The organism is Collinsella sp. SGI.180 (genome assembly GCF_050313455.1).
Taxonomy (GTDB): domain Bacteria; phylum Actinomycetota; class Coriobacteriia; order Coriobacteriales; family Coriobacteriaceae; genus Collinsella.
The window spans coordinates 26,682-51,332 of sequence record NZ_JBNPLL010000010.1 but is presented as its reverse complement, the minus strand read 5'-3'; the positions used below and the strand labels follow the sequence as shown (position 1 = coordinate 51,332).

Below are 24,651 nucleotides of genomic sequence, written 5' to 3'. Positions count from 1 at the left end.
CCGTTGGCGACCACGCGCGCTCGAGTAATGGATTTGTCCTACGGCTCGTCCGGCTGGTCCGCCCGCGTGCTATAACTAAAGGACTTAGCGCAAACAAACCTCAACCGCACAAGGCGCACATGGATCAGATTTACGACAACAGGCACTATTCCGCCGGTTCGCGCGAACCGTCACCTCGCCGTGCGCATTCGGTGCAGCTTGGCGGGTCTGGTTATGCTGGCGCTGATCGCTCCAGGTATAGCTCGCCGGCGACTTCGCATCCCAATGCTCAGCCAAATAGTTCCTCGGACAGTCCGGTGTGCCCATCGCGTTCCAAGCATACGTCGCGCCCTTCGACCCAGGCGTCCGACAAGCCGCGCCGTCCCTCAAGCCGTCTTTCGGGCTCGGACTTTATGCACTACGCCAACGATAACGCGGTGGTCAAGGCAATCTATGATTTTACCCACGGTCCCCAGCGAGGGCTGTTTGTTGGCATTGTCGTCGCCCTGGCGCTCGTGAGCCTGTACTTCCCGGTGCGCGACCTGTATGTGGCAAAACGCTCGAGCGACATCTTGGCCAAGCAGGTCGAGATTCGCGAGCAATATAATGACGACCTGCAAAAAAGCGTCGACAAGCTGCTCTCGGAGGAGGGCATTAAGGACGCGGCGACCGAGGACCTGGGTCTGGTTATGCCCGGCGAGAAGAGGATTGAAGTGCAGGGCCTGGACGACGATTCCGATACCTCGTCGAGCCAGAAGTCGTCGAACGCCAAGAAGGCCAGCGAAGTTGCCAAGGAAATCGAAGAGGTCGGCAAGGACGCGCCGTGGTACATCCAGACGCTCGACATGCTGTTTGGATTTAACGGCGTCGAGGGCCAGGCAGTCGTGTCCAATGGCGAGTAGCGCCCGGAGGGGGGCCGCAATGACGAATTGCAAACGATATAAGGTGGCGGCGATTGACCTGGGAACGGTGTCGTCGCGACTGGTGCTGGCCCAGGTCGAGGACGGGGCGATCGTGGAATCGTCCAAGCATACCGAGATTACCGACTTGGGCGAGGGCGTGGACGCAACGGGGCGCTTTTGCGAGGCGGCCGTTGGGCGCGTGCTCGCTGCGTGCCGAATGTTTGTGGACGAGGCCCGTGCCTTTGGGGCCGCGTGCATCTGCACCACGTGCACGAGCGCCGCGCGCGATGCGTCCAATGCCGCGCTGCTGCTGGACGGCCTGCGCGAGCTGGGGCTCGAGCCGCAGGTGATTCCGGGCGAGGTCGAGGCGCGCCTGACGTTTTTTGGCGTGGCGCACGACTTTGCCGGCGAGCGCATCATTGTTACCGATTCGGGTGGCGGATCCACGGAGCTCGCGACGGGCGTCTATGCGCCGGAGCGTGGGATCTTTGCGCTGGAGGGAACGCGCTCGCTGGACATCGGCTGTCGCCGCGTGACGGAGCGGTTTTTCTCGGCGCTGCCGCCAACGGGCAGCGAGCTTGCCGCCGCTGGCGCGTGGGCAAACGAGCAGTTTGCAGGCTACTTTAAGAGCTTGCCTGTCGACTTTGAGCGAGCCGAGCGCCTGGTCGCGGTGGGTGGCACCGTCACCACGCTCGTTGCGCTCGTTCACGAGCTGGAGCCGTATGATTCGAGTTTTGTGCACCTGCGCGAGCTTTCGCTGGACCAGGTTTCGGCCGCTATCGAGCGCATGTCCTCTCTGGATGTCGCGGGCATCGCCGCGTTGCCAGGCGTGCAACCCAAGCGCGCGGGCGTGATCCTGGCTGGTGCTGTGGTGATTCGCGAGCTCATGCGAGCCGGCGGCTACGACGCGCTCACTGTAAGCGAGAACAGCCTGCTCGCCGGAATGGCCGCCACCATCAACGAGGTTCTCGACGGCGCGACCCCCACCATCGCCTGGACCCCCAGCCTCAGCGTCCTTTAACCATCCCCTCATAAGTTGCGGTGAAATAGTTCCTAAATGGGCTGATAAACTGCCAAAACAGGAACTATTCCACCGCAACTTAGAGGCTTGACGGTATCCAAAAGAAGCGAGCCCGCATTCCAAAGGGACACGGGCTCGTAAACAATACGTGGTAGGGGCGGTGGGACTCGAACCCACAATCCTTGCGGCGAGAGATTTTAAGTCTCCTGCGTATGCCAATTCCGCCACGCCCCCGTAAGACTAGAAGTCTAGCACAAGCCGTCCGTTACGCGTTGACGGCCATCGAGTGTTGGCCCGACTTCTCGAGGAACTCTTGGAACTTTGCCTCGTCGCCCTTGTTTTGGTACTGCAGGGCCAGCAGGTACTCCAGTCGGCAGCGCTTGACCGGGTCGTTGCCGACATCCTCGAGCATGCGCTCCAGCTCGGGAATGTCGTTGTGGCGCTTGAGGATCATCGTGTCGTACATTAGCTGGCATTCGTGCGCGACTGCCTCGGCCTGGCCACCCTCAAAGCCCTTGATCTCGTGCAGCAGCTCCTTGGACTTTTTGCGGTCCTCCTGGCCAACGTAGTAGTTAAAGGCCTTGATCACCAGATCGACGCGCTGCATCTTGGGCAGGTTGAGCCCCAGCAGCAGGTCAAACATCTCGTCGGCGCGCTCGTGGTCCTCGCGCAGCAGATAGGAGTTCAGGCGCAGGTAGTCGCGGTTGTAGCGCGGGTACAGCATGCTGGTGAGTTTGCCGTCGAGCAAACGATCGAACTCGTCCCACTGTTTGGCGGCCATGAGCCGCTGCAGGCGTTTAAACGTGGTGCGTTTTTTGATGCTAAAGAGCAGCGACACGGCGATACAGATGACAACGACGACGGTCCAGAGTGTGCGGGAATCGGGCATATTGAGCTCCTCGGTCGCTCGTAAAACAAGCGGTATGACAAAACGTACTAGATGTATTATACGCAGCGTGCAAGCAAACTGGCACAAAAGTGCATCGAGGCCGAGCGCCATCGCTCGCTGCGGTACACTTACCTAAAGTAAACCATGAAGGGAGACATTACCTATGAAGAAGATCGTTTTGGCTTGCGGTGCTGGCGCTGCTACTTCCACGCTCGTTGCCCAGAAGGTCGCCACCATGCTCGACGCCAACGGTTACGCCGGCAAGTATGAGATCGTGCAGTGCGCCATTTCCGAGGCCAAAGACGCTTGCGACGAGGGCGCCGACCTGCTGATCGCCACCACCGTTGCCCCCGAGGGCCTCACCTGCCCGTACGTGAGCGGCGTGCCCTTTATGACCGGCATGAACCGCGTCGCTGCCGAGAAGGCCGTTCTCGACGTCATGGCTCAGTAGACGCTGTCTGTATGAACGAGCAGAACGCCAACCCGGTCGAGCTCTTTGGCATGCGCGTTGCCCATGTGGGCATTAACGCCACCGACCCGGCAGACGCCCTGGAGATCGCGGAGCTGTTCTCGACGATGATGGGCCTGCCCGTCAGCGAGACCCCGATTTCGTACTTTAACGACTCGCTGGTCGAGATCATGAAGCAGAACGGTCGTGGCGCCAAGGGCCACATAGGCTTTGCCGTCAACGACATCGATGCTGCCGAGAAGTGGTTTGCCGAGCACGGGCTCGAGGTCAACGAGGAGTCGCGCGTGCTGCTGCCCGACGGCGGCACCAAGCTTGTGTACTTTAAGCGCGAGTTCGCCGGCTTCGCCGTGCACCTGTGTCGCGAGTAGCGCGCAAGCTGCTATAACGAAAAAAAGGGATAGGGCCGCATGGCCCTATCCCTTTTTTGCCGAGGGGGCGACCTTTTGAGGGGACATGAAATCGGGGTCTAATACTTTTCCCGAGAAGTGAACGAGCAGAATTGGACTCCCGAAGCATCGACACTTTGAGGGTACCGTTTCCTGCGGTTTTGATGCTGGAATCCTGCGACTTTCCCGTCGAAAAATGTGGATGCTTCAGGGGTCCAAATACGCTCGTTCACTTCTCGGGAAAAGTATTAGACCTCGATTCACGAGGGGGCTTCCTACCGTGGCAGGCGAATCGTAAAGCGGCTACCGACGCCCTCGACCGAGGTCACGCCAATGGCGCCGCCATGGCTATCGACAATCCACTTAGCAATGGCAAGCCCCAGGCCCGAGCCCTGCGCGCCGGCATCGCGTGCGTTGTCGGCGCGGTAGAACCGTTCAAACGCGTGAGCTGCGGACTCCTGGTTCATACCGATACCCTCGTCCTCAACACTTATGTCGATCGCGCCCGTGCCCGTATCGGGAGTTATGGCAAACGTGACGGTCGTTCCCGCGTTCGAATACTTGGCGGCGTTCTGCACGATCACGCGCAGAGCCTGCTTCACAAGCGCCACGTCGACAGGTGCGTCGCAGCGCGGATCGTTGGCAAATGCAGCGTCAAAAGCCAGCCGATACGTGTGCGCGGCGTCGATCATCTGCGATTCCTCGCACACCTCGCCGACCAGTGCGGCCAGGTTGGTATGCGCACGCCGCAGGACCGTGCGCCCGGCATCGCCGCGTGCCAAAAACAGCAGCTGCTCCACGAGCTCCTGCATATGCTCGCTTTCGGCCTTGAGGGACGCGATGGATTCCGCCAGCACGTCCGGGTCGTCTTTGCCCCAGCGGTCGAGCATGTTTACGTAGCCCTGAATCACCGCGATGGGCGTGCGCAGCTCGTGGCTTGCATCGTTGACAAAGCGCATCTGCTGCAGCTTGGCCTCTTGCATCTGGCGCAGCAGCCGGTTGAGCGCGACCTCGATGCTTGCCAGGTCGGCGTCGCCGGTGGTGACGCTCGGCGAGTCGACACTCGCGCGCTCGATGGCCTGCTCCAGTGTTTCCATCTTGCCGCCGGAGAGTTGCATGCGACCGAGTTCGTCCACGCGCAGGGCCAAGTCGTTGAGCGGCGCCATGGTGCGACGCACGTGCCTCGCGCCGCCGAGCATGTTGAGCACGCTGATGACCTGCCAACCCACAACGACAAAGTAGAGAGGCCATAGCGCGACGAGGTCCTGCGCGAGGGGGAAAGTCTTGGTGGTAGCAAGTTCGACGGTATAGGTGAGCGTTGTCAGGTCCCAGTCGCGCGCGGGCTTCAGCGACATGCCGTGAACGGCGGCGCTGGGGATCCATCCTGCGGTAAACGCGCCTTCGGGCAGCGTCTGGTTGTATCCATAGACGAGGATCGCCGCCGCAATCACCATCAGCAGCAGATCGAGCCAGACGTAGCTCATCAGGCGGCGCCATATATAGCTCCAGTTGATGGCGCGGGCGATGGAGGTGACACGCTTGGCCTCGGCGTTACGCACGGCAGACATAGCCCACCCCGCGCACGGTCTGGATGATGCGGGCGCCGCCGGCGTCCTCGATCTTGGCACGCAGGTGCGCGATGTGCACGTCGACGTTGTTGGTGTCGCCCACGTATTCGTAGCCCAGCGCCTCGTGCGCGATGCGCTCGCGTGTGAGCACGGTTTCGGCATGTGTCATAAGCAGGGCGAGAACGTCGAACTCGCGGGCCGTGAGCGCGATGGGCGAGCCGCCGACCGTGACTTCGCGGCGGTCGGGGTCGAGCACGACCGAACCCACGGTGAGCGCGGCGGGGGAGGGCGCGACGGAAGCCTTGGTCGACTCGCTGACCGGGGGCACCGCAGCGGCGTCGCCGCCCGCGCCGCCCGCCATGCCCGCCCCAGCGCCGGCGCCGCCAACGCCCGAAGCCGTCCGCACGGCCTCCGCGCGCTTCAGCGCCACGCGAATCCGTGCGAACAGCTCCTCAATCGCAAACGGCTTGGTCAGGTAATCGTCGGCACCGGCATCGAGGCCGGCCACCTTGTCCATCACGGCATCGCGCGCGGTGACCATAATCACCGGCACATCCTTGTGCTTGCGGACACGTCGCAGGACCTCCATGCCGTTGAGCTGTGGCAACAGCACATCGAGTAGAATCAGATCGTAGTCGCGCTCCAGCGCCAAGTCCACGGCGGTGCGGCCGTCGGCGGCGTGCTCCACCTGGTAGCCCTCGTGCTCCAGCTCGAGCGTCACAAAGCGGGCGATTTTCTCCTCGTCCTCTACGATCAGGATCCGTGCCATGCGTGTCCCCGTCTGCGATTACTTGTCGTCGTTCAGGTTTTGCTTGATGTCGTCCGCGGCGTCGGCGGCGTGATTCATAAGGTTGTTGATGCTGCCGGGCACGTCGCCGTCGCTATCGATGCGGTAGCGCATGCCAAAGAACAGGCCAATCAGCATGAGCCATATCGTGGCGCCCCAGGCAAACAGGGCGACGATGGGGATCAGGATGGGGATGTTGAGGATGATGGCGTCGCGGCGCGTGGCGATAAACTTGGTGTCCAGGCTCAGGCGGAAGAGCTTTTTGAGGTACTCCCACACGCTGTCCATCTTCTTGGAAAAGTCAGTCTTTTCGCTCGACTTCTCGTAGGCTGCCTGCGCGGCGACCATCTCGGCCGAGGGTTCATCGACCGGCTCGGATTCGGTGGCGGCGTGCGCCGATGTGGTCTGGGTCTTGCCTTGCGATTCGAGCCAAATGATGGCGTCCAAAACGTTGCCGTCGGCGGCGTCGAGCGCGGCCTTGGCATCGGTGTAGCTCACGTTGCACTTGGTGCGGATGGTTTCAACTTTTTCGAGGTCGTCCATGACCTGTCCTTTCGTTCGATGGGCGCGACGCCGGGCGATCTGCCCGGGCGCGAGCGTTGCGTTCAGCGGTCTGCGTTGCGCGGCGCCGCCCCGCCCTTGGTCGAACTTTATAGTGCAGGTTATAGATTAAGCGATTCTTGAGCCAAGATTAATGTTGGATGAGTTTTTGGGTGCTGTGGGGAAGGAAGAGGTGCCCTTCTGGGTAGCTAGCAGCGAGGTCTAATACTTTTCCGAGAAGTGAACGAGCTAAAACGGACCCCCGAAGCATCGACACTTTAGAGGTGTCGTTTCCTGCGGTTTCGATGCTGAAATCCTGCGATTTTGCCGACGAAAAATGTGGATGCTTCAGGGGTCCAAAAACAGCCGTTCACTTCGCGGAAAAGTATTAGACCTCGATAGCGGGGGATGGGGTGCCGGTGCAAAACGGCGTCAAGGGTTGGTCGAGCAGGTGGTTTCTCCATTGATGTCCGCACGGCATGTGACACTTACCCTGCCGCCCTGCTCTGCCGCGGCGGCATGTACCCAAACAACGGCCCTCTAAGGAGTACGATATTGATGAGTGATAACACCAAGCATCTCGCAAAGAAGTGCGTCGAGGACGCGGGGCCGTGCCTCGCGCTGTGCGTGGTCGGCGCAGCGGTCGCGCTGTTGGCTGTTCTGGGACCATTCGACGTGCTCCGAAGTGCCGGTTCTCTGCGCGTTTGCATGGCCCTTGCCGGCGCTATGATGACCGGCGGCGTGCTCGATCTGATTTTTTGGGTGCTTGATCCGTTTGGATGGAAGAGCGAGGGGTAAGCCCTAAGGGATGGAAGGGCTGGAACGGTTGGCTTAGTGATCGTGCAGAATGTGGACTAGCTACTTACGGGGAAGCGGTGATCCGATGACGGTCTATGTGACGGGCGATATTCACGGCGGCGTCGACATGCAAAAGCTGCGCGACTGGGATCTTGGGGATAGTCTGACGAGCGACGACCATCTGATTGTCGCGGGCGACTTTGGCTTTCCGTGGGATTTCTCTGCCGAGGAGTGCGCCGACATCGCTTGGCTGGAATCGCGTCCCTATACCGTGCTGTTCGTCGACGGCAATCACGAGCGTTTCGATCACTGGGCGGAGCGTCCCATGGAGCTGTGGCACGGTGGGCTAACGCAACGCCTGTCGGATACCTCTCCCATACGGCGCCTGACGCGCGGCGAGGTTTTTGAGCTCGACGGCTCAACGATCTTTACCATGGGCGGCGCCACGAGCGTGGATAAGGAATACCGCATTCCCTATTCCAGCTGGTGGCCACAGGAGCTGCCGGACGAGCGCAACTTTGAGGAGGCGCGGACAAAGCTCGACAGCGTGGGCTGGAAGGTTGACTACGTGGTCACCCACACCTGCTCTACGCGCATGCTTTCGCCCACGCTCTATCCGGGGCCTGGCTGGAATTACCCCGCCGTTGATCGGCTTACGGCATTTTTCGATGAGCTGGAAGACCGCTTGGATTACAAGCGTTGGTACTACGGGCATTTTCATCGGGATGCCAACCCTGCCGAGCGCCATACCGTGCTCTACGACTGCATCGTTCGCTTGGGCGACGAACTCCAGCCCTGGGACGTTGCGTAGGGGTGAGGTATTTGGCTACTCGGCCGTTACAGTGATGTTCTCGCGGTGCGCGCGGATGACATTCCAGCTAAAGTGCTCGACCAATTGCTCGGCAGAGCGCGACGTGGTGTCCGGCGCGATGCCCGTTTGCCCGGCGAGCCATCCCAGCAGCGCCTCGGGCGTGCCAAAGCGTGCGCGTAGCTCGCCCAGGTCCAGATCGCGGTCGCGCTTGGAAAGGCGGCGGCCGTCTGGCGACACGAGCAGCGGAATGTGCGCGTAGTGCGGCGTGGGAAGTCCCAGCAGATGCTGCAGATAGATTTGGCGGGGCGTAGAGCCCAGCAGATCGCATCCGCGCACGACCTCGGTGACGCCCATGGCAGCGTCGTCGACCACCACGGCTAGCTGGTAGGCAAAAACGCCGTCGCTGCGGCGCACCAAAAAGTCGCCGCACTCGGTGGCGAGTGCCTCGCATTGGGCGCCGTACGTACGGTCCACGAATTCGATCACGTCGCCGGCGAGGTCATCGACGGTAGGCACGCGCAGACGCGTGGCCGGGGCGCGCAGAACGCTGCGGCGGGCGATCTCTTCGACAGAAAGGTTTCGACAGGCGCCGCGGTAGATGGGCGTGCCGTCGCTGGCATGCGGCGCGCTCGCGGCGTGGAGCTCGGCACGCGTACAAAAGCAGGGATAGGTGAGGTCGGCGTCATTCAGCCGGCGCAAGGCGCTCTCGTACAGGTCCAGACGATCGTGCTGGTAGTAGGGGCCTTCGTCCCATTCAAGCCCTAGCCAGGCCAGGTCGTCAATCAATTGAGCGGCAAGTTCCGGGCGCTTGCAGCGATCGTCCAGGTCCTCGATGCGCAACACGATGCTGCCGCCCTGGCTGCGGGCCGAAAGCCACGCACACAGGCAACTGAACACGTTGCCCAGGTGCATGCGGCCCGAGGGCGATGGGGCAAAGCGGCCCACGACGGGCGTGAGGGCGGGGGCGAGCTTGCTGTTGGACGCCGTCGACGTGGCCACGGCGTGTGTTGCTATGTTGCATGCGTTGATATCCATGCGGACGAGTATAGCGCGGGGTGAGGTGGGGGGCGTCGTCGATGCTCGCGAGTTGCCGAGGCTGCGTGTTGTGCGCGGCGGGCACCGACTCAACACCTCGATTACCGCCCCAAGCTCAGCCCCTTTAACCCCTCAAACAACAGAAACCCCGGCAGCTCTTCGCAACTGCCGGGGTTTCCGCGGAAAAGGGGGACATGATCCTCGAGCGAACGGCAAAGGGGCAAACCGGTTTCGCTCAACTGCTTTATGCCCCTCGGCTGGCGGCTCAATCAGCGCGTGCCGCGCCCACACAAAGCTGCTACACCTGTGACGGAGCTGTGAAGTGGTATCTATTGCTGGCGCGGGCCATGCCAAGGGTGTCCCTCATGACTAGTCATTTAAGAACGTCCCCAATGAATACCCAATGATTAGCTGCTGGCGGCAGGCATGACTTTCATCCCGTTTGGCGCTCCGGTCGCCTAGATGTTCGTCATGTGTACCCGCAAACGTGGGACAATGGCGCTGTTGGTTTTACAGACAAAGGATGTGCCTATGAACGCCCCCGTTGCCAATGCTTGTCGGCAGCGCTGCCTGCTTGCGCGATTTGCTTCCATTTGCGCACTCGTCGCGTGCGTGCTGCTGCTGTTGCCCGCCGTTGCACGTGCCGACGGGTATTCCATGACCCAAACCTATATCGGTGCCACGGTTGAGGCCGATGGATCGCTGACCGTTGTCGAGGGACGCCAGTTTGATTTCGACGACGACATCAACGGCGTGTATTGGGATATCAATACGGGCACCAACCAGCAGGGTGGTACGGCGGGTGTCGATGTGCTGAGCGTCGAGGAAGATGATGCCGCGTTTAACAGGGTTGACTATGCAAACAAAGGCGACAACGGCGTCTATACGGTTGAGCAGTCCGACGGCGGCGTAAAGATCAAGGTGTTCAGCCCCCACGAGAGCGGCGATAGCGCGATCTATTACGTGAGCTACACCATGACCGGTGCGGTTATGAAATGGTCCGATACCGCCGAGCTCTACTGGAAGTTTGTGGGCGACGGCTGGTCTGCGGACTCCGATGACGTCGAGATGGAAGTTTACTTCGCAAATGCCGCTGCCGGAACGGCGGCCGTCAAGGGCGATAACTTCCGTGCATGGGGCCACGGTCCGCTCACGGGCGACGTGTCGCTCGACGCGGACGAGCCCATGGTCACCTATACCATACCCTGCGTGCATCAGGGCGAATTCGCCGAGGCGCGCATCGCCTTCCCCAGCGATTGGGTGCCGCAGCTCGCCGCCTCGGGCAAGGAACGCATGTCGACAATTCTGAGCGAGGAGAAGGCGTGGGCCGAGGAGGCCAACGCCCGCCGCGCTCACGCCCGCATGATCGCCAATGCACTTGCCGTGGTTAGCGTTGTCGCGGCGGTGGCCTTTACCGGCACAATCGCCGTGCTCAAGTTGCGCAAGCGCAAGCCCAAACCGCTGTTCCAGGACGAATACTTCCGCGACGTGCCCTCGGCCGACCATCCCGCCGTGCTTTCGGCCCTCATGAGCTGGAACGAGGTGCCCGATCAGGCATATATCGCCACGCTCATGAAGCTCACCGACGATCGCGTGATCAAGTTAGAGGAGGCAATCGCGACCAAGGGCAAGAAGGGCCTGCTCCGTCGCGAAAAAGAGGAGCAGACGTATCGTGTGACGGTGAGCGATGCGGGCTGGAAGTCGGTCAAGGGCATTGACCGCATGGTGCTCAAGGTCTTCTTTGCCGGTGCTAAGCCCGACGAGAACGGCGATCGCTCGCGCACGTTTGACGAGCTGCAACACTATGTTAAGCAGCACGCTACGCCCGTGGGCGACAAGCTCAAGGACTATCAGAGCACCGTTAAGGGCAAACTGGCCGATAGCGAGTACGTTGCCTCGGACGGCATTGTCGCAATGGTGTTTTGCCTGGTTCTTGGTACTCTGATCGCCTTTGTTCCCGTGGGATCCATCTTCTTTACCGACGGCGCACAGGCGAACATTGTCGCCGCGGTTATCTCGGTGCCGATTGTGCTGGTGGGTATTGGCGTGGGCCTTACGTTCCGCCGCCTTACGCCGGAGGGCGCCGAGGTGGCGGCTCGCTGCAAGGCGCTCAAGCATTGGCTCGAGGACTTCACGCGTCTAAAGGAAGCCGTCCCCGGCGATCTGGTGCTGTGGAATAAACTTCTGGTGATGGGTGCGGCGCTGGGCGTTTCCAAGGAAGTTCTGCGTCAGCTTGCCGAGGCCGTGCCGCCCGAGGTGCGCGAGGCCGACGGCTTCTACGACAATTACCCCTGCTACTGGTGGTACTACCATCACTACGGAAACCAGTCTCCGCTCGATTCGTTCGATGGCGTGTATCACGAGAGCATCCGTGAGCTGGCTTCGAGTTCCGATAGCTCGAGCGGCGGCGGTGGTGGCTTCTCGGGCGGCGGGGGCGGCGGCGTCGGCGGAGGCGGCGGCGGAACGTTCTAGCGAGCGCAAATCATGGGATGGGTCTTCCCCGGCGGCTGTTGCCGGAAGATCCATCCCATTTTTATGCTCAGAAGCGATGCAGGCTTTCCCAAGGCGAGCTTTCGCGGAAACCGCATCCCGCTATTTAGGCGCAGAGCGGGATGGACTTTCCCGATGGGATGATTTCGGAAAGCGCATCCCACTCTGGGCCTCGATTCTGGGTCACAGTTTCCGCCAGACGTGCCATTCGGAAAGTGCATCCCAGAATATGCGCTCAAACCGGGATGCAGTTTCTCAAGAGGCTCTCTTCCGGAAACCACATCCCGCAATTTAGGCGAATTCTGGGATGCGCTTTCCCTGTGAGTTTTCGAGTGGGGCTGCTTGCTCCACGGACGGCACTTAGGGGCGTTCTTTTTATGCCGGCAGTTTAGGAACTTCCCCGGATGTCGGCACTTGGGGACACTCCCTTGACTACCGGGTTTAGGCTGTCAGGTCGAGTTCGTAGAGGAAGCTTTCGCGCGGCATGTCGTGGCGGCGCTCTTCGCGGTTGGCGCGGTGCGTGGCCGTGCGCTTAAAGCCGTGCAGCTCGTAGAACTTCCACGAGCAGTTGGAGTCGGTATACAGGTGCGCTCTCGACGCTCCGCGCGAGGACAGGTGCGAGACCGCGGCATCGAGCAGAACCGAGCCAACGCCCAGGCCGTGGACATCGCGATCCACGGCAAGCAACGTGACCTCGTTGTCATGCGGCAGCGGGCTGCTCTCGAGCAGGCGGTTGTTGGTCCGAATGGTGGCGCGCACAAACGAGAGATACTCGGCACAGGCATCGGGCTCCAGCTCACGCATCTGCGACAGCAATGCGCGTTCTGTATCCATCCAATGCTCCTTAACGGTGGCGCCGCTGCTTTGCCCCGCACGTGCGAGTGCAATGCCGCGCGCCTGGCCGTCGATTACGGCGACCTGCGAAAACGTCGATGATGAAAGGCAATAGGCGAGGTCGCACGCGGCCTCAAGGCGGTTGTACTCTTCGTTATCCGAATTGTTATGCCAAAGCTGCTGCAAGATCAGCGCGATGGCGTCGAAGTCTTCGGTATCAAACGGTCGGTAGAGAACCCGCGAGACCATAGTGCCTCTTTCTATTGCGGATGCATATCGAGCACAGTTCTACCATGCCATTGGCATCTAATTATGGTGCCCCTGTGTTCCATCAACTCACCGTGCCTAGTGGCGCTCCTGCAACCCCCGCTCGCAAGCTTTTTCTGCACATGCGCCCGTTACGGGGTGCATCGATGCGCTCGATGCGCTACATTGAATCAGTATTTTCAATGCCGCTGCGCGAGCGCTGCAGATCGACGTATCACCGACTCACAGAGCACGGCGGCGTACCAGACAGGAGGACTGCATGGGATCTGATGTGAAGATCGCACGCGCGTTGATCTCGGTTACCGATAAGACGGGCGTCGTCGATTTCGCACGGACGCTGGTTGACGACTTTGGCGTCGAGATCATCTCTACGGGCGGCACGGCTCGTGCCATCGAGGACGCGGGCGTTCCCGTAACCCCCATCGAGGAGTTCACGGGCTATCCCGAGATGATGGACGGCCGCGTCAAGACGCTGCACCCCAAGGTTCATGGTGCGCTGCTGGCTCGCCGCGATTCCGAGCAGCACATGCAGGAGGCAGCTCAGCACGGCATTAAGCTGATCGACCTGGTCGTCGTCAACCTGTACGAGTTCGAGAAGACCGTCGCCAACCCCGAGGTCACCTTCGCGGATGCCATCGAGCACATCGATATCGGTGGCCCCTCCATGCTTCGCTCTGCCGCCAAGAACGCCGCGAGCGTTGCCGTCATCTCCGACCCGGCCGACTATGATGCCGTCCTGGCCGAGATGCGCGAGACCGGTGGCTGCACCACGCTTTCCACCCGTCGTCGCCTGCAGGTGAAGGTCTACCAGACCACCGCCGCCTACGACACGGCTATCTCCCGTTGGCTTGCTGCCCAGGCAAGCGACGTGGCGGACACCTCTGCCAAACTCGAGGTCTCGCTGGAGAAGGTCGACGACCTGCGCTATGGCGAGAATCCTCAGCAGAAGGCTACGGTCTACCGCTTTGCCGATGGCTGCGAGAACTCCGCGAGCTCGCAGTTCCCGCTCGTGGGCTCCGAGCAGATTCAGGGCAAGCCGCTCAGCTACAACAACTATTTGGACGCCGATGCCGCTTGGAACCTGGTTCGCGAGTTCGACGAGCCTGCCTGCGTGATCCTCAAGCATCAGAACCCCTGCGGCTCCGCCGTTGCCGAGGACATCACGGCTGCCTACGACCGCGCCTTTGCCTGCGATCCCAAGAGCGCTTTCGGCGGCATCATCGCCTGCAACCGCGAGGTTCCCTTTGAGCTGGTTGAGCACTTTGCCGATCAGAACAAGCAGTTCGTCGAGGTCATCATCGCCCCGAGCTACACCGCCGAGGCGCTCGAGCGCATGGCCAAGCGCCCCAACCTGCGCGTGCTGGCTACCGGCGGCGTGGACCACGGCGCCAAGGTGGAGCTGCGCTCCATCGACGGCGGCATGCTGGTGCAGGAGGTCGACCACGTGATCGAGGATCCCGCGACCTTTACGTTCCCCACCGACCGCAAGCCCACCGATGCCGAGATGGCCGAGCTTGAGTTTGCCTGGAAGGTCTGCAAGGGCGTCAAGTCCAACGCCATCCTGGTCTCCAAGGGTAAGGCCGGCATTGGCATGGGCCCGGGCCAGCCCAACCGCGTTGACTCCGCACTGCTTGCCTGCGAGCGCGCCGAGGACTTCTGCGAGCGCGAGGGCGTGGAGAAGGGCGGCTTTGCCTGCGCAAGCGACGCGTTCTTCCCGTTCCGCGACAACGTCGACGTGCTTGCTGAGCACGGCGTGACCTGCATCATCCAGCCCGGCGGCTCCAAGCGCGACGACGAGAGCATCCAGGCCTGCAACGAGCATGGCATCGCAATGGTCTTCACGGGCGCCCGCCACTTCCGCCACTAATGATCGTTACGCGGTTTTACCAAACCGCGTAACTGCTCGACGCTGCGCCGGCCCCAAGCACCTCATCTCGCCGCTCAAACCGTCGCTCGCGTACAGAAGTACGCGTCGCTCCTCTTTTGCGGCGACCTGAGGCACTTGGGTCCGGCTCGCTGGCTTATGCTCCACCAGCGGTATTTGCTCGCCCCGAGCTAAAGCTATCTATTGCCGTCCGTGCCGGTTGGTGCGGGCGGCTTTTTTGGGTATAACGGTGCGGTGTATGTTTTTGAGAAAGGTTGGATATGGCCGTTGTGGATGATGCCGAGCTGTTTGGCAATGCCGAGGACCAGCGTGCGTACGAGGACTTTTGCGCCAATCAGGAGGCGGTCGAGAAGTTTACGCTCGACAAGCCCGCGCTTGTCTGCCGTTGGCGCATGTCCAACAAAAAGGTGCCCATGCTCAACCGTCACATTCGTGCGCTGTCCGAGCGCCTGGTGCAGGGCGAGCCGCTCACCCATAATATGCTCAGCTGGGCCAAGCAGCACGTTGAGTGGTCGCTTGCCGAGGGCGATTACACCGCGCGCGACGGCGTGCTCATGCTGGTGATCGACGTTAACGGCAATGCCGCCATGACGGTGGGGGAGTACGAGCCGCTGGCCGATACTTCGGCCAAGGCGCTGCGTGCCCGCTCCGCCGAGGCCCGCTCCGAGGCCGACGAAACCGGCGTGGCGCCCGAGCTGCTCGCCGCCGTCAACAACGGCGAGCTGGTCTTTGTGGCACCGGCGGACGAGTGCCTGTGTGGCACGGCGACGCTTATCGAGCAGCTGGCCCAGACCAAGGGCATCCCGGTCACGCGCGTGGACATTCCCGCGCAGCTCAAGGGCGCGCTGTTCCTGGTGAGTGACGAGCACGGCGTGGTTCCTGCCGCCGAGACGGACGCCGCCGAGTCCGACGCCGCTACGGTTGCCTTCTTTGCCGAAGGCTACGAAAAGCTCCGTGCCCACCGCTAAATGATTTTCCTGGGACGGGGATTTAATAATCATTTGATCCTCGCTCCCGTTGCGAGCGAGGGGCGAGCCAAACGCTTTCGTTCGCGAACAGTTCTGTCACCTTGGTGCCTCGCGAGGCACGCACCTGCGGCTCCGCGGTCATAATGGGGCAAGACAACCAAGAGGGGAGCGGAATCCATGGCGCTGATCTATGTCGTTGAGGACGACGAGCGCATTCGTCGTGAGCTTGTCGACATCCTTGCCCGCGCCGGGTTTGAAATCGAGGCCTGCGAATCGTTTGAGCATGTCTCGCGCGATATCCTTGCCGCCGCGCCCGACCTGGTGTTGCTCGACCTCACGCTTCCCGTCAAGGACGGCCAACATATCTGCCACGAGGTTCGCCGCGAATCCGAGGTTCCTATCATCGTCCTCACGTCGCGCACGACCGAGATCGACGAGGTCATGGCCATGACGCTTGGCGCGGACGACTTTGTTCCCAAGCCTTACAGCGCCCGTGTGCTCGTGGCGCACATCAATGCGTTGCTGCGCCGCACCGCGGCGGCGGGCGATCGCAGCACGCTCGTCCACAAGGGGCTGGAGCTCGACCTCGCCCGCTCCATGGTCACCAATACGGCAACCGGCGACAGTACCGAGCTCACCAAAAACGAGCTGCGTATCCTCTCGCTGCTCTTGGGCCGCGCGGGCAAGATTGTCTCGCGCTCGGCTATCATGCAGGACCTGTGGGACTCCGACGCCTTCGTGGACGACAATACGCTCACCGTCAATATCAACCGCCTGCGCACCACGCTCGAAAAAATCGGCATCAAGGGGTATTTGACGACGCATCGCGGCCAAGGCTATTCGGTCTAGGGGCCGGTTATGTCGTTTGCCAAGTTCTTTAAAGATGCACTGCTTCCCATTGCCGTGTGGACCTGCGGCGTGCTGCTGAGCTGTTTTGTACTGACGGTCGCCGGCGCCCCGGCATCCATCGTGGTCGTGGCGGTCGGTGTGTCCTTTATCTTTGGCATGCTGGGCATCGTGATCGAGTACGTGCGCCGTCGTCGTTTTCTGTGCCAGCTGGAGCGCGCGGCAGAGGAGCTGGGGAGCCCCGCTTGGGTGCAGGAGATGGTGCAATGCCCGACCTATGCCGAGGGCGAGCTCGAATATGAGGTCTTGCGCCGGGTGGGCAAAGCCGCTTGCGACGAGGTGGCGGAAGGCCGGCGCCAGACCGATGACTACCGCGACTATATCGAGAGCTGGGTCCACGAGGCCAAGCTGCCCCTGGCGGCGGCTCATCTGATTTTAGAAAACCTGGACGGCAGCGAAGACGACCTGTCGCGCGTGGATGACCTGGGTCGCGAGCTGGCTCGCGTGGAGCGCTATATCGATCAGGCGCTGTACTATGCGCGCTCGGAAGTCGTAGAGCGCGACTACCTAATTCGCCGCTGGGGTCTCAAGAGCTTGGTGACGGGCGCGATTAAAGCCAACGCGCGCGAGCTCATTGCGGCGCACGTGGCTCCGGTGTGCGAGAACCTCGACTTTGAGGTGTTCACCGACGAGAAATGGCTCGAGTTTATTCTGGGCCAGCTCATTCAGAACAGCATTAAATATGCGCGTGAGGACGGCGCGAAGATTGTGTTTTCGGGTGCGTTGCTGGACGAGGGCCTGGCAAACGAGCGCATCGAGCTTACCGTCGCGGACAACGGCTGCGGCGTGAGCGCGGCTGACCTGCCGCGCGTGTTCGAGAAGGGCTTTACCGGCGATAACGGCCGCACCACCAAACGCGCAACGGGCATCGGCCTCTACCTGGTGGCGCGCCTGTGTTCCAAGATGGGCATCGACGTCACCGCGGCATCGGAGCCGGGCGAAGGTTTTGTCGTAACATTCGCTTTCTCGACCAACAAGTTTCAATACTTCGAGTAGTCGGGCCGTCTTGTGGTGCGGATGGCCATGTTCCCGAACGTGAACATAGCTATGAGGCTCTAAAAAATCACCCAAACAAAACGTGCCGCCCCGAACAAAACGTGCCGCCCCGTTTGGGGCGGCACGCCATTTTTTATCAGCCAACTCGTTGAAGTAAGGCTGCGAAGGCCGCGGGGCCGGGAGGGGTTTCCTAAGGGCACATCCCGCAGCCGCAACGCGGCGAGGACGTGTCCGTGGAAACCCCGCAGGCCCCGCGGCCGGTGGGAGCAACGCTACTTCACGACCAGAATGTCGCAGTCGGTGTTGCGCAGCAGGAATGTCGAAATCGAACCCAGGAGCGCATACTTGATCGAGGAAAGGCCACGAGCGCCGCAGAGCACCAGATCGGGCTTGACCACGTCGAGCATCTCGTCCTTGAGCGTCTCGCGAATACGGCCGGCGCGAATCATGACTTCGACCTCGGGAATGTTGGGATTAGCCTTGGCCTCTTCGAGCTGCTTGGCGATGGAGTTCTTAAAGGCCTCCTCCAGGCCGTTGACCAGATCGACCGGATAGGAACCGGCGCTCTCGAGCGCCGTGGAATCGATGACGTGACCGATGATCAGCTTGGCGCCATTGTTTGCGGCGACCTTGATAGCGCGTGTGAGCACAAAATCCTGCTGCTCAGTACCGTCGAGTGAAACAAATACCTTGGTATAGCCCTCGTTCATGGTTTCCTCCTTGGTCTATCGCACGGGCGCGGGGCTCGTGCATCGGACGACGTGTTGGCCGCCGGACACTTTAGCTTGTTGCAGTTATACCCAAGGATTTCGGTTTGACCGCTCGCAATTCTGTGAACGGGCGAGATTTTTGGTAAGGGTGGGCGCGGCCGCGGCCGAACGGTTGATAATGGGACATCGCCCGCAACCGTCCGCAGAACAACTATCGGCGGGTGACAAACGAGGGGGTCCCTTTGGATATCATCGAGCTTCTAAAATCTGCCTTCATGGGCCTGGTCGAGGGCATCACCGAATGGCTGCCCGTTTCGTCGACGGGCCACATGATCTTGGTGGACGAGTTCGTCAAGATGAATGTGAGCGAGACATTCTGGAATATGTTCCTGGTCGTGATTCAGCTTGGCGCCATTTTGGCCGTCTGCGTTCTGTTCTTCTACGACTTAAATCCGTTCTCGCCCAGCAAGGGCAAGGAGGGTCGTCGCGACACCTGGGTGCTGTGGGGCAAGATCGTGCTTGGCTGTATTCCCGCCGCGGCGATCGGTCTGCCGCTCAACGACTGGATGGAGGAGCATTTCTATAACGCTCCTGTCGTGGCGCTGGCGCTCATCGTGTACGGCGTGTTGTTTATCGTGATTGAGAACTGGCGTGCGAGTAAGCGCGAGAATGCCGCTCTTGCCGATTCGTTTGGTTCGCGTGCTGTGGTGGCGGGCGGGCGTCCCGCCGGTGCACACTTCGCGGCGCCTGCGGCGGATATTGCCGAAGACAATGACGATGACGAGGATTTGGATTTTGGATCCATCGCCACGCTCGAGGACCTGAGCTGGAAGACCGCATTGGGTATCGGTTGCTTCCAGGTGCTTTCGCTGATTCCGGGCACATCACGCTCCGGCTCTACCATCATCGGCGGCCTGCTGCTGGGCTGCACGCGCTCGGTGGCGTCCAAGTTCACGTTTTTCCTGGCCATTCCCGTTATGTTTGGCGCGAGCGCGCTCAAGCTGGTCAAGTACTTCGTTAAGGGCGGTACGTTTGGCACCAACGAGATTGCCATTCTGGGCGTGGGCTGCGTCGTGGCCTTTGTGGTTTCGCTTATTGCCATCAAGTGGCTCATGGGCTTCGTTCGCCGTCACGACTTTAAGTGCTTTGGCGTCTACCGCATTATTCTGGGCATCGTGGTGCTCGCGTACTTCTTTGTTCTGGAGCCTATGCTCGGCCTGTAACTTGGTTGACGCTGCGCGGCGGCCAGAGCGCGGCGCACGGAGTCGTGGTGTGATTTGCATCGGTGTCCGCGCGGCTCGGTATACTGGTACGGCTCAAACTATGGCGCCGCCCGCAGGCGCGCCGTCCGTCAGATGAGGAGTCGCCCATGACCCAGCCCTTGCCCTGGGAAAAGAACGCCGCGGTACCCGTGCCGCCCGCGCCGGAACCCGTGCCGCTCGATGCATACACCGCCCCCGCTGCGCCGGAGCCCGAGCTCGTTCCGCTCGACATCTACGACGCTCCCGCGCCGGCACCCAAGCTCGTCAAGCCGCTCGTCGACATCGACAGCCTTAATCCCGCCCAGCGCGAGGCCGTCCTGACCACCGAGGGCCCGTTGCTGGTCCTCGCCGGCGCAGGCTCGGGCAAGACCCGCGTCCTGACCTTCCGCATCGCGCATATGCTCGGCGACCTGGGTGTTAAGCCTTGGCAGGTTCTTGCCATCACGTTTACCAACAAAGCCGCGGCCGAGATGCGCGAGCGTCTGACGGCGCTCATTCCCAGCGGTACCCGCGGCATGTGGGTGTGCACCTTCCACGCCATGTGCGTGCGCATGCTGCGCGAGGACGCCGACCTGCTGGGTTATACCGGTCAGTTCACCATCTACGATGACGATGACTCAAAGCGCATGGTGCGTGACATTATGCAGGCGCTCGGCATCGAGCAAAAGCAGTTCCCCATCAACATGATTCGCAGCAAGATCAGTTCGGCCAAAAACGCCATGATCGGCCCCGAGGACATGCTCAAATCCGCCGATAGCCCCAACGACAAAAAGGCCGCGCAGGTCTACCTGGAGCTGGAGCGCCGCCTGCGCGCCGCCAACGCGATGGACTTCGACGATTTGCTCGTGCGCACACTCGAACTGCTGCGTACCCGCCCCGAGGTGCTCGACAAGTACCAGGAGCGCTTCCGCTACATTAGCGTCGACGAGTATCAGGACACCAACCACGTCCAGTACGAAATCGCCAACCTTCTGGCCGCCAAGTACCAAAACCTCATGGTTGTGGGCGACGATGACCAGTCCATTTACAGCTGGCGTGGCGCCGACATCACCAACATCTTGGACTTTGAGCAGGACTTTAAAAACTGCAAGACCGTTAAGCTCGAGCAGAACTACCGCTCTACGGGCCATATCCTAAACGCCGCCAACGCCGTGGTGCGCCACAACTCGCAGCGCAAGGACAAGCGCCTGTTTACGGCCGAGGGCGATGGCGAGAAGATCCAGGCCTTCCAGGCGAGCGACGAGCGCGACGAGGGCCGCTGGATTGCCGGCGAGATCGAGAAACTGCATGCCAAAGGCACGAGCTACGACGACATCGCCGTGTTTTATCGCACCAACGCCCAGTCGCGTATTCTCGAAGATATGTTTCTGCGCGCGGGCGTGCCCTACAAGATCGTGGGCGGCACTCGATTCTTCGACCGTGCCGAGATTCGCGACGTCATGGCCTACCTCAAGATGATCGTGAACCCGGCCGACGAGATGAGCGTCAAACGCGTCATCAACACACCGCGCCGCGGCATTGGCTCCACCTCAATCCAAAAGATCGAGCAGCTGGCACGCGACAACCGTTGCTCGTTCTTCCAGGCTTGCGAGATCGCGTGCGCCGAAACCGGCATGTTTAGCGCCAAGGTGCGCAACGGCCTGTCGAGCTTTGTCTCACTGGTGCGCGAGGGCCGCCGCATGGACGGCGAGCTCAAGGACGTTGTCGAGATGATCGTCGATAAGACGGGCCTGCTGCAGGCGTTTCGCGCCGAGGGCACCATGGAATCTGAGAGCCGCGCCGAGAACATCCAGGAATTTCTGGGCGTTGCGGCGGAATTTGAGGAGACGCACGAGGATATCGAGGGTACGCTCGAGAGCCTAGAAGAGCTGCGCGCAGCCGGTGTTGCCGATGTGCCTGCCGGCGCCGAGCCCGAGCCCGTCGTGGTGAGCGTGTCTGCGCCCGAACCGGGGCCATCTGTCCCGGCATCCTCGTTTGAGGCGCTCGTCGGCGCCCGTGACGCCGCGGGCTCCAATCCGCTCGATGGCTTGGCCGCTCCGGCGCTGTCTCCGCAGGATGCCCTGGCCGCCGCCATCGCAGGCAACGCGTATGCCGCGCCGACGGAGCTGTCGGCGGGTGCCGTGCATGCCGGCGAGATCGAGCGTACCTACGGTCCGCTCACCTGTAAGGCGCTGCCGGCACTCATGGAGTGGCTGGCCTTGCGCTCCGATTTGGATTCCCTGGCCGGCGAGACGCATGCCATTACCATGATGACCATCCACTCCGCCAAGGGCCTGGAGTTTCCGGCGGTGTTCGTGGCCGGCATGGAGGAGGGTATCTTTCCGCACGTGCACGACTTTGGCGGCAGCGATGATCCGGGCAAGCTCGAGGAGGAGCGTCGCCTGGCCTACGTCGCCATCACGCGTGCCCGCAAACGCCTGTTCTTGACCTATGCGGCCACGCGTCGCACCTACGGTTCGACCTCCGCCAACCCGCGTTCGCGCTTTCTCAACGAGATTCCGTTTGAGGATATCGAGTTTAGCGGTATCGGTTCTGCCGGTTTTGAGGGCACGGGCTGGGAGAAGCGCGGCGACCGTCGCGGCACCTTTGGCTCGGGCACGGGTTCGGATATGTATGGCGGCAAGGTGTTTGGTTCGCATACGCGCTCGACCGGCGGTTCCGGTTCGCGCGGCGGATCGAGCTTCGACGATTTCTTTGGCGGCAGCAGCTACGGGACCGAGCGCCATCGTGGGGTCTCGCCCGACGCCGGTCGCGTTGCCTCGACCTTTGGCTCGGGCGCACCGCGAGCCAAAAAGCCGTCGTCCAAGGTGTCCCCAACAGTGGAGCGCAAGGTCGATCGCGCCAGCGCGTCGCAGGACTTTGCCGCGGGCGATACCGTGAGTCATAAGACCTTTGGCACGGGTACCGTGATCTCGGTCGCTGGAGACATGATCGAGGTCCAATTCGAAAAGACCGGCCAGACCAAAAAGCTTATGAAAGGCTTTGCGCCGATCGTCAAGCTGAATGCCTAACTGCGAGGTTGACCGGGCGCGCCGGGGGCTTTGGTCGCCTGCTCGGACAGTCCTGCTCGCACGGAGAGCACATTAAGTGCTCTCCGGCTCGTGCGGAACTCGCGATCGACCAAAGCCCCCGGCGCGCCCTCTTCCTTGTGGCGTTTTGGCCTGCAGCTTGCGAACGTCGCTCTGCTCGTTCGCTTTTTGATCTGGAGAACCGGGTGGGCTGATATATAGATACGAGTAGGGGCTCTCCCGTACATGGACGGGAGAGCCCCTTGTTGCGTTTTGGTTGTTGGCGCGACCTAGAGGTGGCTGATAATCAGTTCCATCTTGCCTTCGAGGTCGATGGAGCTGACGGTGCTGGGTGCCAGCAGATGGCTTCCCTTGTGGACGGGGTCGCCGCAGACGGAGCCTTTGCCGTCGATGACCGACAGGCACATGAAGGGCCAGCGCTGCTCCAAGGTCTTGCTGCCGTCGACGCGTACGCGATCGACGGTGTAGCAGGAGTTAGACTCGAGCTCGGTTACGCCGTTCACCTCGGGCGCGGCCACCGTGCCGTCGGTCGGAGCCTGAGCATCAAAGTCGATGCAGTCGAGGCTCTGCTCAATGTGCAGCGGACGCAGCTTGCCGTCGGTGCCGGGACGGTCGTAGTCGTACAGGCGATATGTCACGTCGCTTGACTGCTGCGTCTCCAAAATGAGCGTGCCGGTCTTGATGGCGTGTACGGTACCGGAATCAATCTGGAAAAAGTCGCCCTTGTGGATCGGCAGCACGTTGAGCATGTCGTCCCAACGGCCCCCCTCGATCATCTGTGCGGCCTCGGCGCGGTCATGCGCGCGCTGGCCGACGATGATCGTGGCGCCGGGCTCGCAGTCCAGGACATACCAGCACTCGGTTTTGCCCAGGCTGCCGTTCTCGTGCTTGGCGGCGTACTCGTCGTTGGGATGAATCTGGATCGAAAGGTCGTCCTTGGCGTCCAGAATCTTAACGAGCAGCGGGAACTCCTTGCCCTCGCACCTGCCAAAGAGTTCGCGGTGCTCGGCCCACAGCCACGACAGCGTGTGGCCGGCATACGGGCCCTCCGCAATCTGGCAGTCGCCGTTGGGGTGGGCCGAGATGGCCCAACACTCACCGATGGGACCCTCGGGAATGTCGTAGCCAAATACGGTTTCGAGCTGGCGGCCGCCCCAGATCTTCTCGTGGAAGATCGGCGTCAGTTTAATCAAATCGGACATATTCATACCCCATTGTGTTGCGCGGGCGTTGCACAAACAGCTCAAAACGAGCGCCCGCATGACTACAAAAACCTATGCCAACGTTACGTTGTGCAACTCAAAGCGGTCGCCAACGTTGCGCGAGACCGAATACTCAAAGGCCGCGCCGCTGTCCAAAAAGCCAATCTGGTTGAGCTCGAGCAGGGGAGAGCCAGGTTTGGTGTCCAGGCGCTCGGCTTCTTCCTCGGTTGCTGCCACGGCGCGAATGATACGGTGGAAGCTCGAGATCTTCAGCCCACATTGCTCGCGGACAAAGCGGTAGACCGATCCGTACAGGTCCTTCTTTTTAAGGCCCGGAATCAGCTCGAGGGGCATGTAGGTGTACTCGATAACGATGGGCTTCTCATCGGCCTGACGCACGCGCACGATGTGATAGGCAAAGTCATCCTCGGCAATTCCCAGCTGGGCTGCGATGTCCGCTGGTGGATTAACAATCGAGAAATCATAGACCACCGAGGTCACCTTCTCCCCGCGGTGCTCATACGAAAAGCCCTGGGCACGGTCGTTTTTGCCCTGGAAAAACGCTTGGCCGGGAAGTCCCGCCGTGTCCTTAACGTAGGTACCCGATCCACGACGGCTGGTAACAAGACCTTCCTCGGTGATTTGCTCGATAGCTCGTTTGACGGTGATTTTGGAAACGCTATAGAGCTCGCAGAACTCAACGACGGTGGGAAGCTTGTCGCCTGGTTTAAGAGCGCCATCCTCAATACTTCGACGAATATCTGCAGCTATCGCCTCGTATTTGGGAATCATGGGACCTCCTTTCCAACTTTATTGAGTATAAAAGAAAGTATACTCAACACCTAAGTATCCCTATTGAGTCATTGAAAAGTTCGATAGATATATTACTAAAAGTCGCTTTGCGCTAAAAATAAAAG

Annotated in this window: 22 protein-coding genes and 1 tRNA gene; 13 read left to right on the top strand and 10 right to left on the bottom strand. The window is 61.1% G+C overall.

Features of this window, described 5'->3' with window-relative positions; all coding sequences use genetic code 11:
• Positions 1–119 precede the first annotated feature (119 nt).
• The gene (locus ACQRAP_RS05530; RefSeq protein ID WP_427795099.1) at positions 120–881 is read left to right on the top strand and encodes a hypothetical protein; all 762 of its coding nucleotides are present in this window, start codon (positions 120–122) and stop codon (positions 879–881) included.
• Positions 882–900: 19 nt separating this feature from the next.
• Positions 901–1,902 (top strand): hypothetical protein, encoded by a 1,002-nt coding sequence (locus ACQRAP_RS05525; protein WP_427748074.1) that lies wholly within the window; start codon positions 901–903, stop codon positions 1,900–1,902.
• Positions 1,903–2,051: 149 nt separating this feature from the next.
• On the opposite strand, the gene ACQRAP_RS05520 is transcribed toward ACQRAP_RS05525, so the two are convergent.
• Both ACQRAP_RS05520 and ACQRAP_RS05515 read right to left on the bottom strand, forming a co-directional pair.
• Positions 2,052–2,136, bottom strand: a tRNA-Leu gene (locus tag ACQRAP_RS05520).
• A gap of 31 nt (positions 2,137–2,167) precedes the next feature.
• Positions 2,168–2,791, bottom strand: a complete 624-nt coding sequence (locus tag ACQRAP_RS05515) for a hypothetical protein (RefSeq protein ID WP_427718884.1) — start codon at positions 2,789–2,791, stop codon at positions 2,168–2,170.
• Between the two features lie 163 nt (positions 2,792–2,954).
• Between ACQRAP_RS05515 and ACQRAP_RS05510 the strand changes: the two genes are divergently transcribed.
• The gene (locus ACQRAP_RS05510; protein ID WP_055252380.1) at positions 2,955–3,242 is read left to right on the top strand and encodes a PTS sugar transporter subunit IIB; all 288 of its coding nucleotides are present in this window, start codon (positions 2,955–2,957) and stop codon (positions 3,240–3,242) included.
• An 11-nt stretch (positions 3,243–3,253) separates the two neighbouring features.
• Entirely contained in the window at positions 3,254–3,628 is a 375-nt protein-coding gene (locus ACQRAP_RS05505) for a VOC family protein (RefSeq protein WP_427718886.1), read from the top strand.
• A 293-nt stretch (positions 3,629–3,921) separates the two neighbouring features.
• Here ACQRAP_RS05505 and ACQRAP_RS05500 read toward each other — a convergent pair whose 3' ends face one another.
• From ACQRAP_RS05500 to ACQRAP_RS05490, 3 genes are read right to left on the bottom strand one after another with little or no spacing between them, the layout of a single operon-like run.
• Positions 3,922–5,214, bottom strand: coding sequence for a sensor histidine kinase (locus tag ACQRAP_RS05500; RefSeq protein WP_427795098.1), 1,293 nt, complete (start codon positions 5,212–5,214; stop codon positions 3,922–3,924).
• Complete coding sequence (locus ACQRAP_RS05495; RefSeq protein WP_427795097.1) at positions 5,198–5,983, bottom strand: response regulator transcription factor; 786 nt, start codon at positions 5,981–5,983, stop codon at positions 5,198–5,200. Before ACQRAP_RS05495 ends, ACQRAP_RS05500 begins: the two co-directional genes overlap by 17 nt.
• Before the next feature lie 18 nt (positions 5,984–6,001).
• Positions 6,002–6,544 (bottom strand): hypothetical protein, encoded by a 543-nt coding sequence (locus ACQRAP_RS05490; RefSeq protein WP_055252376.1) that lies wholly within the window; start codon positions 6,542–6,544, stop codon positions 6,002–6,004.
• A 555-nt stretch (positions 6,545–7,099) separates the two neighbouring features.
• Between ACQRAP_RS05490 and ACQRAP_RS05485 the strand changes: the two genes are divergently transcribed.
• Both ACQRAP_RS05485 and ACQRAP_RS05480 read left to right on the top strand, forming a co-directional pair.
• Positions 7,100–7,339 (top strand): hypothetical protein, encoded by a 240-nt coding sequence (locus ACQRAP_RS05485; RefSeq protein WP_427795096.1) that lies wholly within the window; start codon positions 7,100–7,102, stop codon positions 7,337–7,339.
• 85 nt (positions 7,340–7,424) lie between these two features.
• The gene (locus ACQRAP_RS05480; RefSeq protein ID WP_427728511.1) at positions 7,425–8,150 is read left to right on the top strand and encodes a metallophosphoesterase; all 726 of its coding nucleotides are present in this window, start codon (positions 7,425–7,427) and stop codon (positions 8,148–8,150) included.
• 15 nt (positions 8,151–8,165) lie between these two features.
• Here the strand turns inward: ACQRAP_RS05480 and gluQRS are convergent, their stop codons facing one another.
• Positions 8,166–9,062 (bottom strand): tRNA glutamyl-Q(34) synthetase GluQRS, encoded by an 897-nt coding sequence (gluQRS, locus tag ACQRAP_RS05475; protein ID WP_427728551.1) that lies wholly within the window; start codon positions 9,060–9,062, stop codon positions 8,166–8,168.
• Between the two features lie 654 nt (positions 9,063–9,716).
• Between gluQRS and ACQRAP_RS05470 the strand changes: the two genes are divergently transcribed.
• Positions 9,717–11,657, top strand: a complete 1,941-nt coding sequence (locus ACQRAP_RS05470; protein ID WP_427728513.1) for a DUF2207 family protein — start codon at positions 9,717–9,719, stop codon at positions 11,655–11,657.
• A 459-nt stretch (positions 11,658–12,116) separates the two neighbouring features.
• Here the strand turns inward: ACQRAP_RS05470 and ACQRAP_RS05465 are convergent, their stop codons facing one another.
• A complete protein-coding gene (locus ACQRAP_RS05465) occupies positions 12,117–12,758 on the bottom strand; it encodes a GNAT family N-acetyltransferase (RefSeq protein ID WP_427728515.1) in 642 nt (213 codons plus the stop codon).
• A 277-nt stretch (positions 12,759–13,035) separates the two neighbouring features.
• Between ACQRAP_RS05465 and purH the strand changes: the two genes are divergently transcribed.
• The 4 genes from purH to ACQRAP_RS05445 all read left to right on the top strand — a co-directional run bounded on the left by purH (position 13,036) and on the right by ACQRAP_RS05445 (position 17,531).
• On the top strand, positions 13,036–14,643 hold the full coding sequence (gene purH, locus ACQRAP_RS05460; protein ID WP_427728518.1) for a bifunctional phosphoribosylaminoimidazolecarboxamide formyltransferase/IMP cyclohydrolase: 1,608 nt from the start codon (positions 13,036–13,038) through the stop codon (positions 14,641–14,643).
• 278 nt (positions 14,644–14,921) lie between these two features.
• Complete coding sequence (locus tag ACQRAP_RS05455) at positions 14,922–15,629, top strand: hypothetical protein (RefSeq protein WP_427748083.1); 708 nt, start codon at positions 14,922–14,924, stop codon at positions 15,627–15,629.
• Between the two features lie 177 nt (positions 15,630–15,806).
• On the top strand, positions 15,807–16,478 hold the full coding sequence (locus ACQRAP_RS05450) for a response regulator transcription factor (protein WP_427728526.1): 672 nt from the start codon (positions 15,807–15,809) through the stop codon (positions 16,476–16,478).
• A 9-nt stretch (positions 16,479–16,487) separates the two neighbouring features.
• The gene (locus tag ACQRAP_RS05445; protein WP_427795095.1) at positions 16,488–17,531 is read left to right on the top strand and encodes a sensor histidine kinase; all 1,044 of its coding nucleotides are present in this window, start codon (positions 16,488–16,490) and stop codon (positions 17,529–17,531) included.
• 272 nt (positions 17,532–17,803) lie between these two features.
• On the opposite strand, the gene ACQRAP_RS05440 is transcribed toward ACQRAP_RS05445, so the two are convergent.
• Positions 17,804–18,241 carry a universal stress protein gene (locus ACQRAP_RS05440; RefSeq protein WP_154515052.1) on the bottom strand — a complete coding sequence of 146 codons (438 nt, stop codon included), beginning with the start codon at positions 18,239–18,241 and terminating at the stop codon, positions 17,804–17,806.
• Positions 18,242–18,483: 242 nt separating this feature from the next.
• Between ACQRAP_RS05440 and ACQRAP_RS05435 the strand changes: the two genes are divergently transcribed.
• Together ACQRAP_RS05435 and ACQRAP_RS05430 are read left to right on the top strand one after the other, a co-directional pair.
• On the top strand, positions 18,484–19,464 hold the full coding sequence (locus ACQRAP_RS05435; protein WP_427728530.1) for an undecaprenyl-diphosphate phosphatase: 981 nt from the start codon (positions 18,484–18,486) through the stop codon (positions 19,462–19,464).
• Between the two features lie 146 nt (positions 19,465–19,610).
• Entirely contained in the window at positions 19,611–22,514 is a 2,904-nt protein-coding gene (locus tag ACQRAP_RS05430; RefSeq protein WP_427795093.1) for an ATP-dependent helicase, read from the top strand.
• A 287-nt stretch (positions 22,515–22,801) separates the two neighbouring features.
• On the opposite strand, the gene ACQRAP_RS05425 is transcribed toward ACQRAP_RS05430, so the two are convergent.
• Together ACQRAP_RS05425 and ACQRAP_RS05420 are read right to left on the bottom strand one after the other, a co-directional pair.
• Positions 22,802–23,734, bottom strand: coding sequence for a type I phosphomannose isomerase catalytic subunit (locus ACQRAP_RS05425; protein WP_427795092.1), 933 nt, complete (start codon positions 23,732–23,734; stop codon positions 22,802–22,804).
• A gap of 72 nt (positions 23,735–23,806) precedes the next feature.
• Positions 23,807–24,526 (bottom strand): GntR family transcriptional regulator, encoded by a 720-nt coding sequence (locus tag ACQRAP_RS05420; protein ID WP_427795091.1) that lies wholly within the window; start codon positions 24,524–24,526, stop codon positions 23,807–23,809.
• Between the last annotated feature and the right edge of the window lie 125 nt (positions 24,527–24,651).

Bases quoted from the DNA above. Each gene is read 5' to 3' on its own strand.
- ACQRAP_RS05530 (WP_427795099.1), top strand. From the start codon at position 120: ATGGATCAGATTTACGACAACAGGCACTATTCCGCCGGTTCGCGCGAA.
- ACQRAP_RS05525 (WP_427748074.1), top strand. From the start codon at position 901: ATGACGAATTGCAAACGATATAAGGTGGCGGCGATTGACCTGGGAACG.
- ACQRAP_RS05515 (WP_427718884.1), bottom strand. From the start codon at position 2,791: ATGCCCGATTCCCGCACACTCTGGACCGTCGTCGTTGTCATCTGTATC.
- ACQRAP_RS05510 (WP_055252380.1), top strand. From the start codon at position 2,955: ATGAAGAAGATCGTTTTGGCTTGCGGTGCTGGCGCTGCTACTTCCACG.
- ACQRAP_RS05505 (WP_427718886.1), top strand. From the start codon at position 3,254: ATGAACGAGCAGAACGCCAACCCGGTCGAGCTCTTTGGCATGCGCGTT.
- ACQRAP_RS05500 (WP_427795098.1), bottom strand. From the start codon at position 5,214: ATGTCTGCCGTGCGTAACGCCGAGGCCAAGCGTGTCACCTCCATCGCC.
- ACQRAP_RS05495 (WP_427795097.1), bottom strand. From the start codon at position 5,983: ATGGCACGGATCCTGATCGTAGAGGACGAGGAGAAAATCGCCCGCTTT.
- ACQRAP_RS05490 (WP_055252376.1), bottom strand. From the start codon at position 6,544: ATGGACGACCTCGAAAAAGTTGAAACCATCCGCACCAAGTGCAACGTG.
- ACQRAP_RS05485 (WP_427795096.1), top strand. From the start codon at position 7,100: ATGAGTGATAACACCAAGCATCTCGCAAAGAAGTGCGTCGAGGACGCG.
- ACQRAP_RS05480 (WP_427728511.1), top strand. From the start codon at position 7,425: ATGACGGTCTATGTGACGGGCGATATTCACGGCGGCGTCGACATGCAA.
- gluQRS (WP_427728551.1), bottom strand. From the start codon at position 9,062: ATGCACCTGGGCAACGTGTTCAGTTGCCTGTGTGCGTGGCTTTCGGCC.
- ACQRAP_RS05470 (WP_427728513.1), top strand. From the start codon at position 9,717: ATGAACGCCCCCGTTGCCAATGCTTGTCGGCAGCGCTGCCTGCTTGCG.
- ACQRAP_RS05465 (WP_427728515.1), bottom strand. From the start codon at position 12,758: ATGGTCTCGCGGGTTCTCTACCGACCGTTTGATACCGAAGACTTCGAC.
- purH (WP_427728518.1), top strand. From the start codon at position 13,036: ATGGGATCTGATGTGAAGATCGCACGCGCGTTGATCTCGGTTACCGAT.
- ACQRAP_RS05455 (WP_427748083.1), top strand. From the start codon at position 14,922: ATGGCCGTTGTGGATGATGCCGAGCTGTTTGGCAATGCCGAGGACCAG.
- ACQRAP_RS05450 (WP_427728526.1), top strand. From the start codon at position 15,807: ATGGCGCTGATCTATGTCGTTGAGGACGACGAGCGCATTCGTCGTGAG.
- ACQRAP_RS05445 (WP_427795095.1), top strand. From the start codon at position 16,488: ATGTCGTTTGCCAAGTTCTTTAAAGATGCACTGCTTCCCATTGCCGTG.
- ACQRAP_RS05440 (WP_154515052.1), bottom strand. From the start codon at position 18,241: ATGAACGAGGGCTATACCAAGGTATTTGTTTCACTCGACGGTACTGAG.
- ACQRAP_RS05430 (WP_427795093.1), top strand. From the start codon at position 19,611: ATGACCCAGCCCTTGCCCTGGGAAAAGAACGCCGCGGTACCCGTGCCG.
- ACQRAP_RS05425 (WP_427795092.1), bottom strand. From the start codon at position 23,734: ATGTCCGATTTGATTAAACTGACGCCGATCTTCCACGAGAAGATCTGG.
- ACQRAP_RS05420 (WP_427795091.1), bottom strand. From the start codon at position 24,526: ATGATTCCCAAATACGAGGCGATAGCTGCAGATATTCGTCGAAGTATT.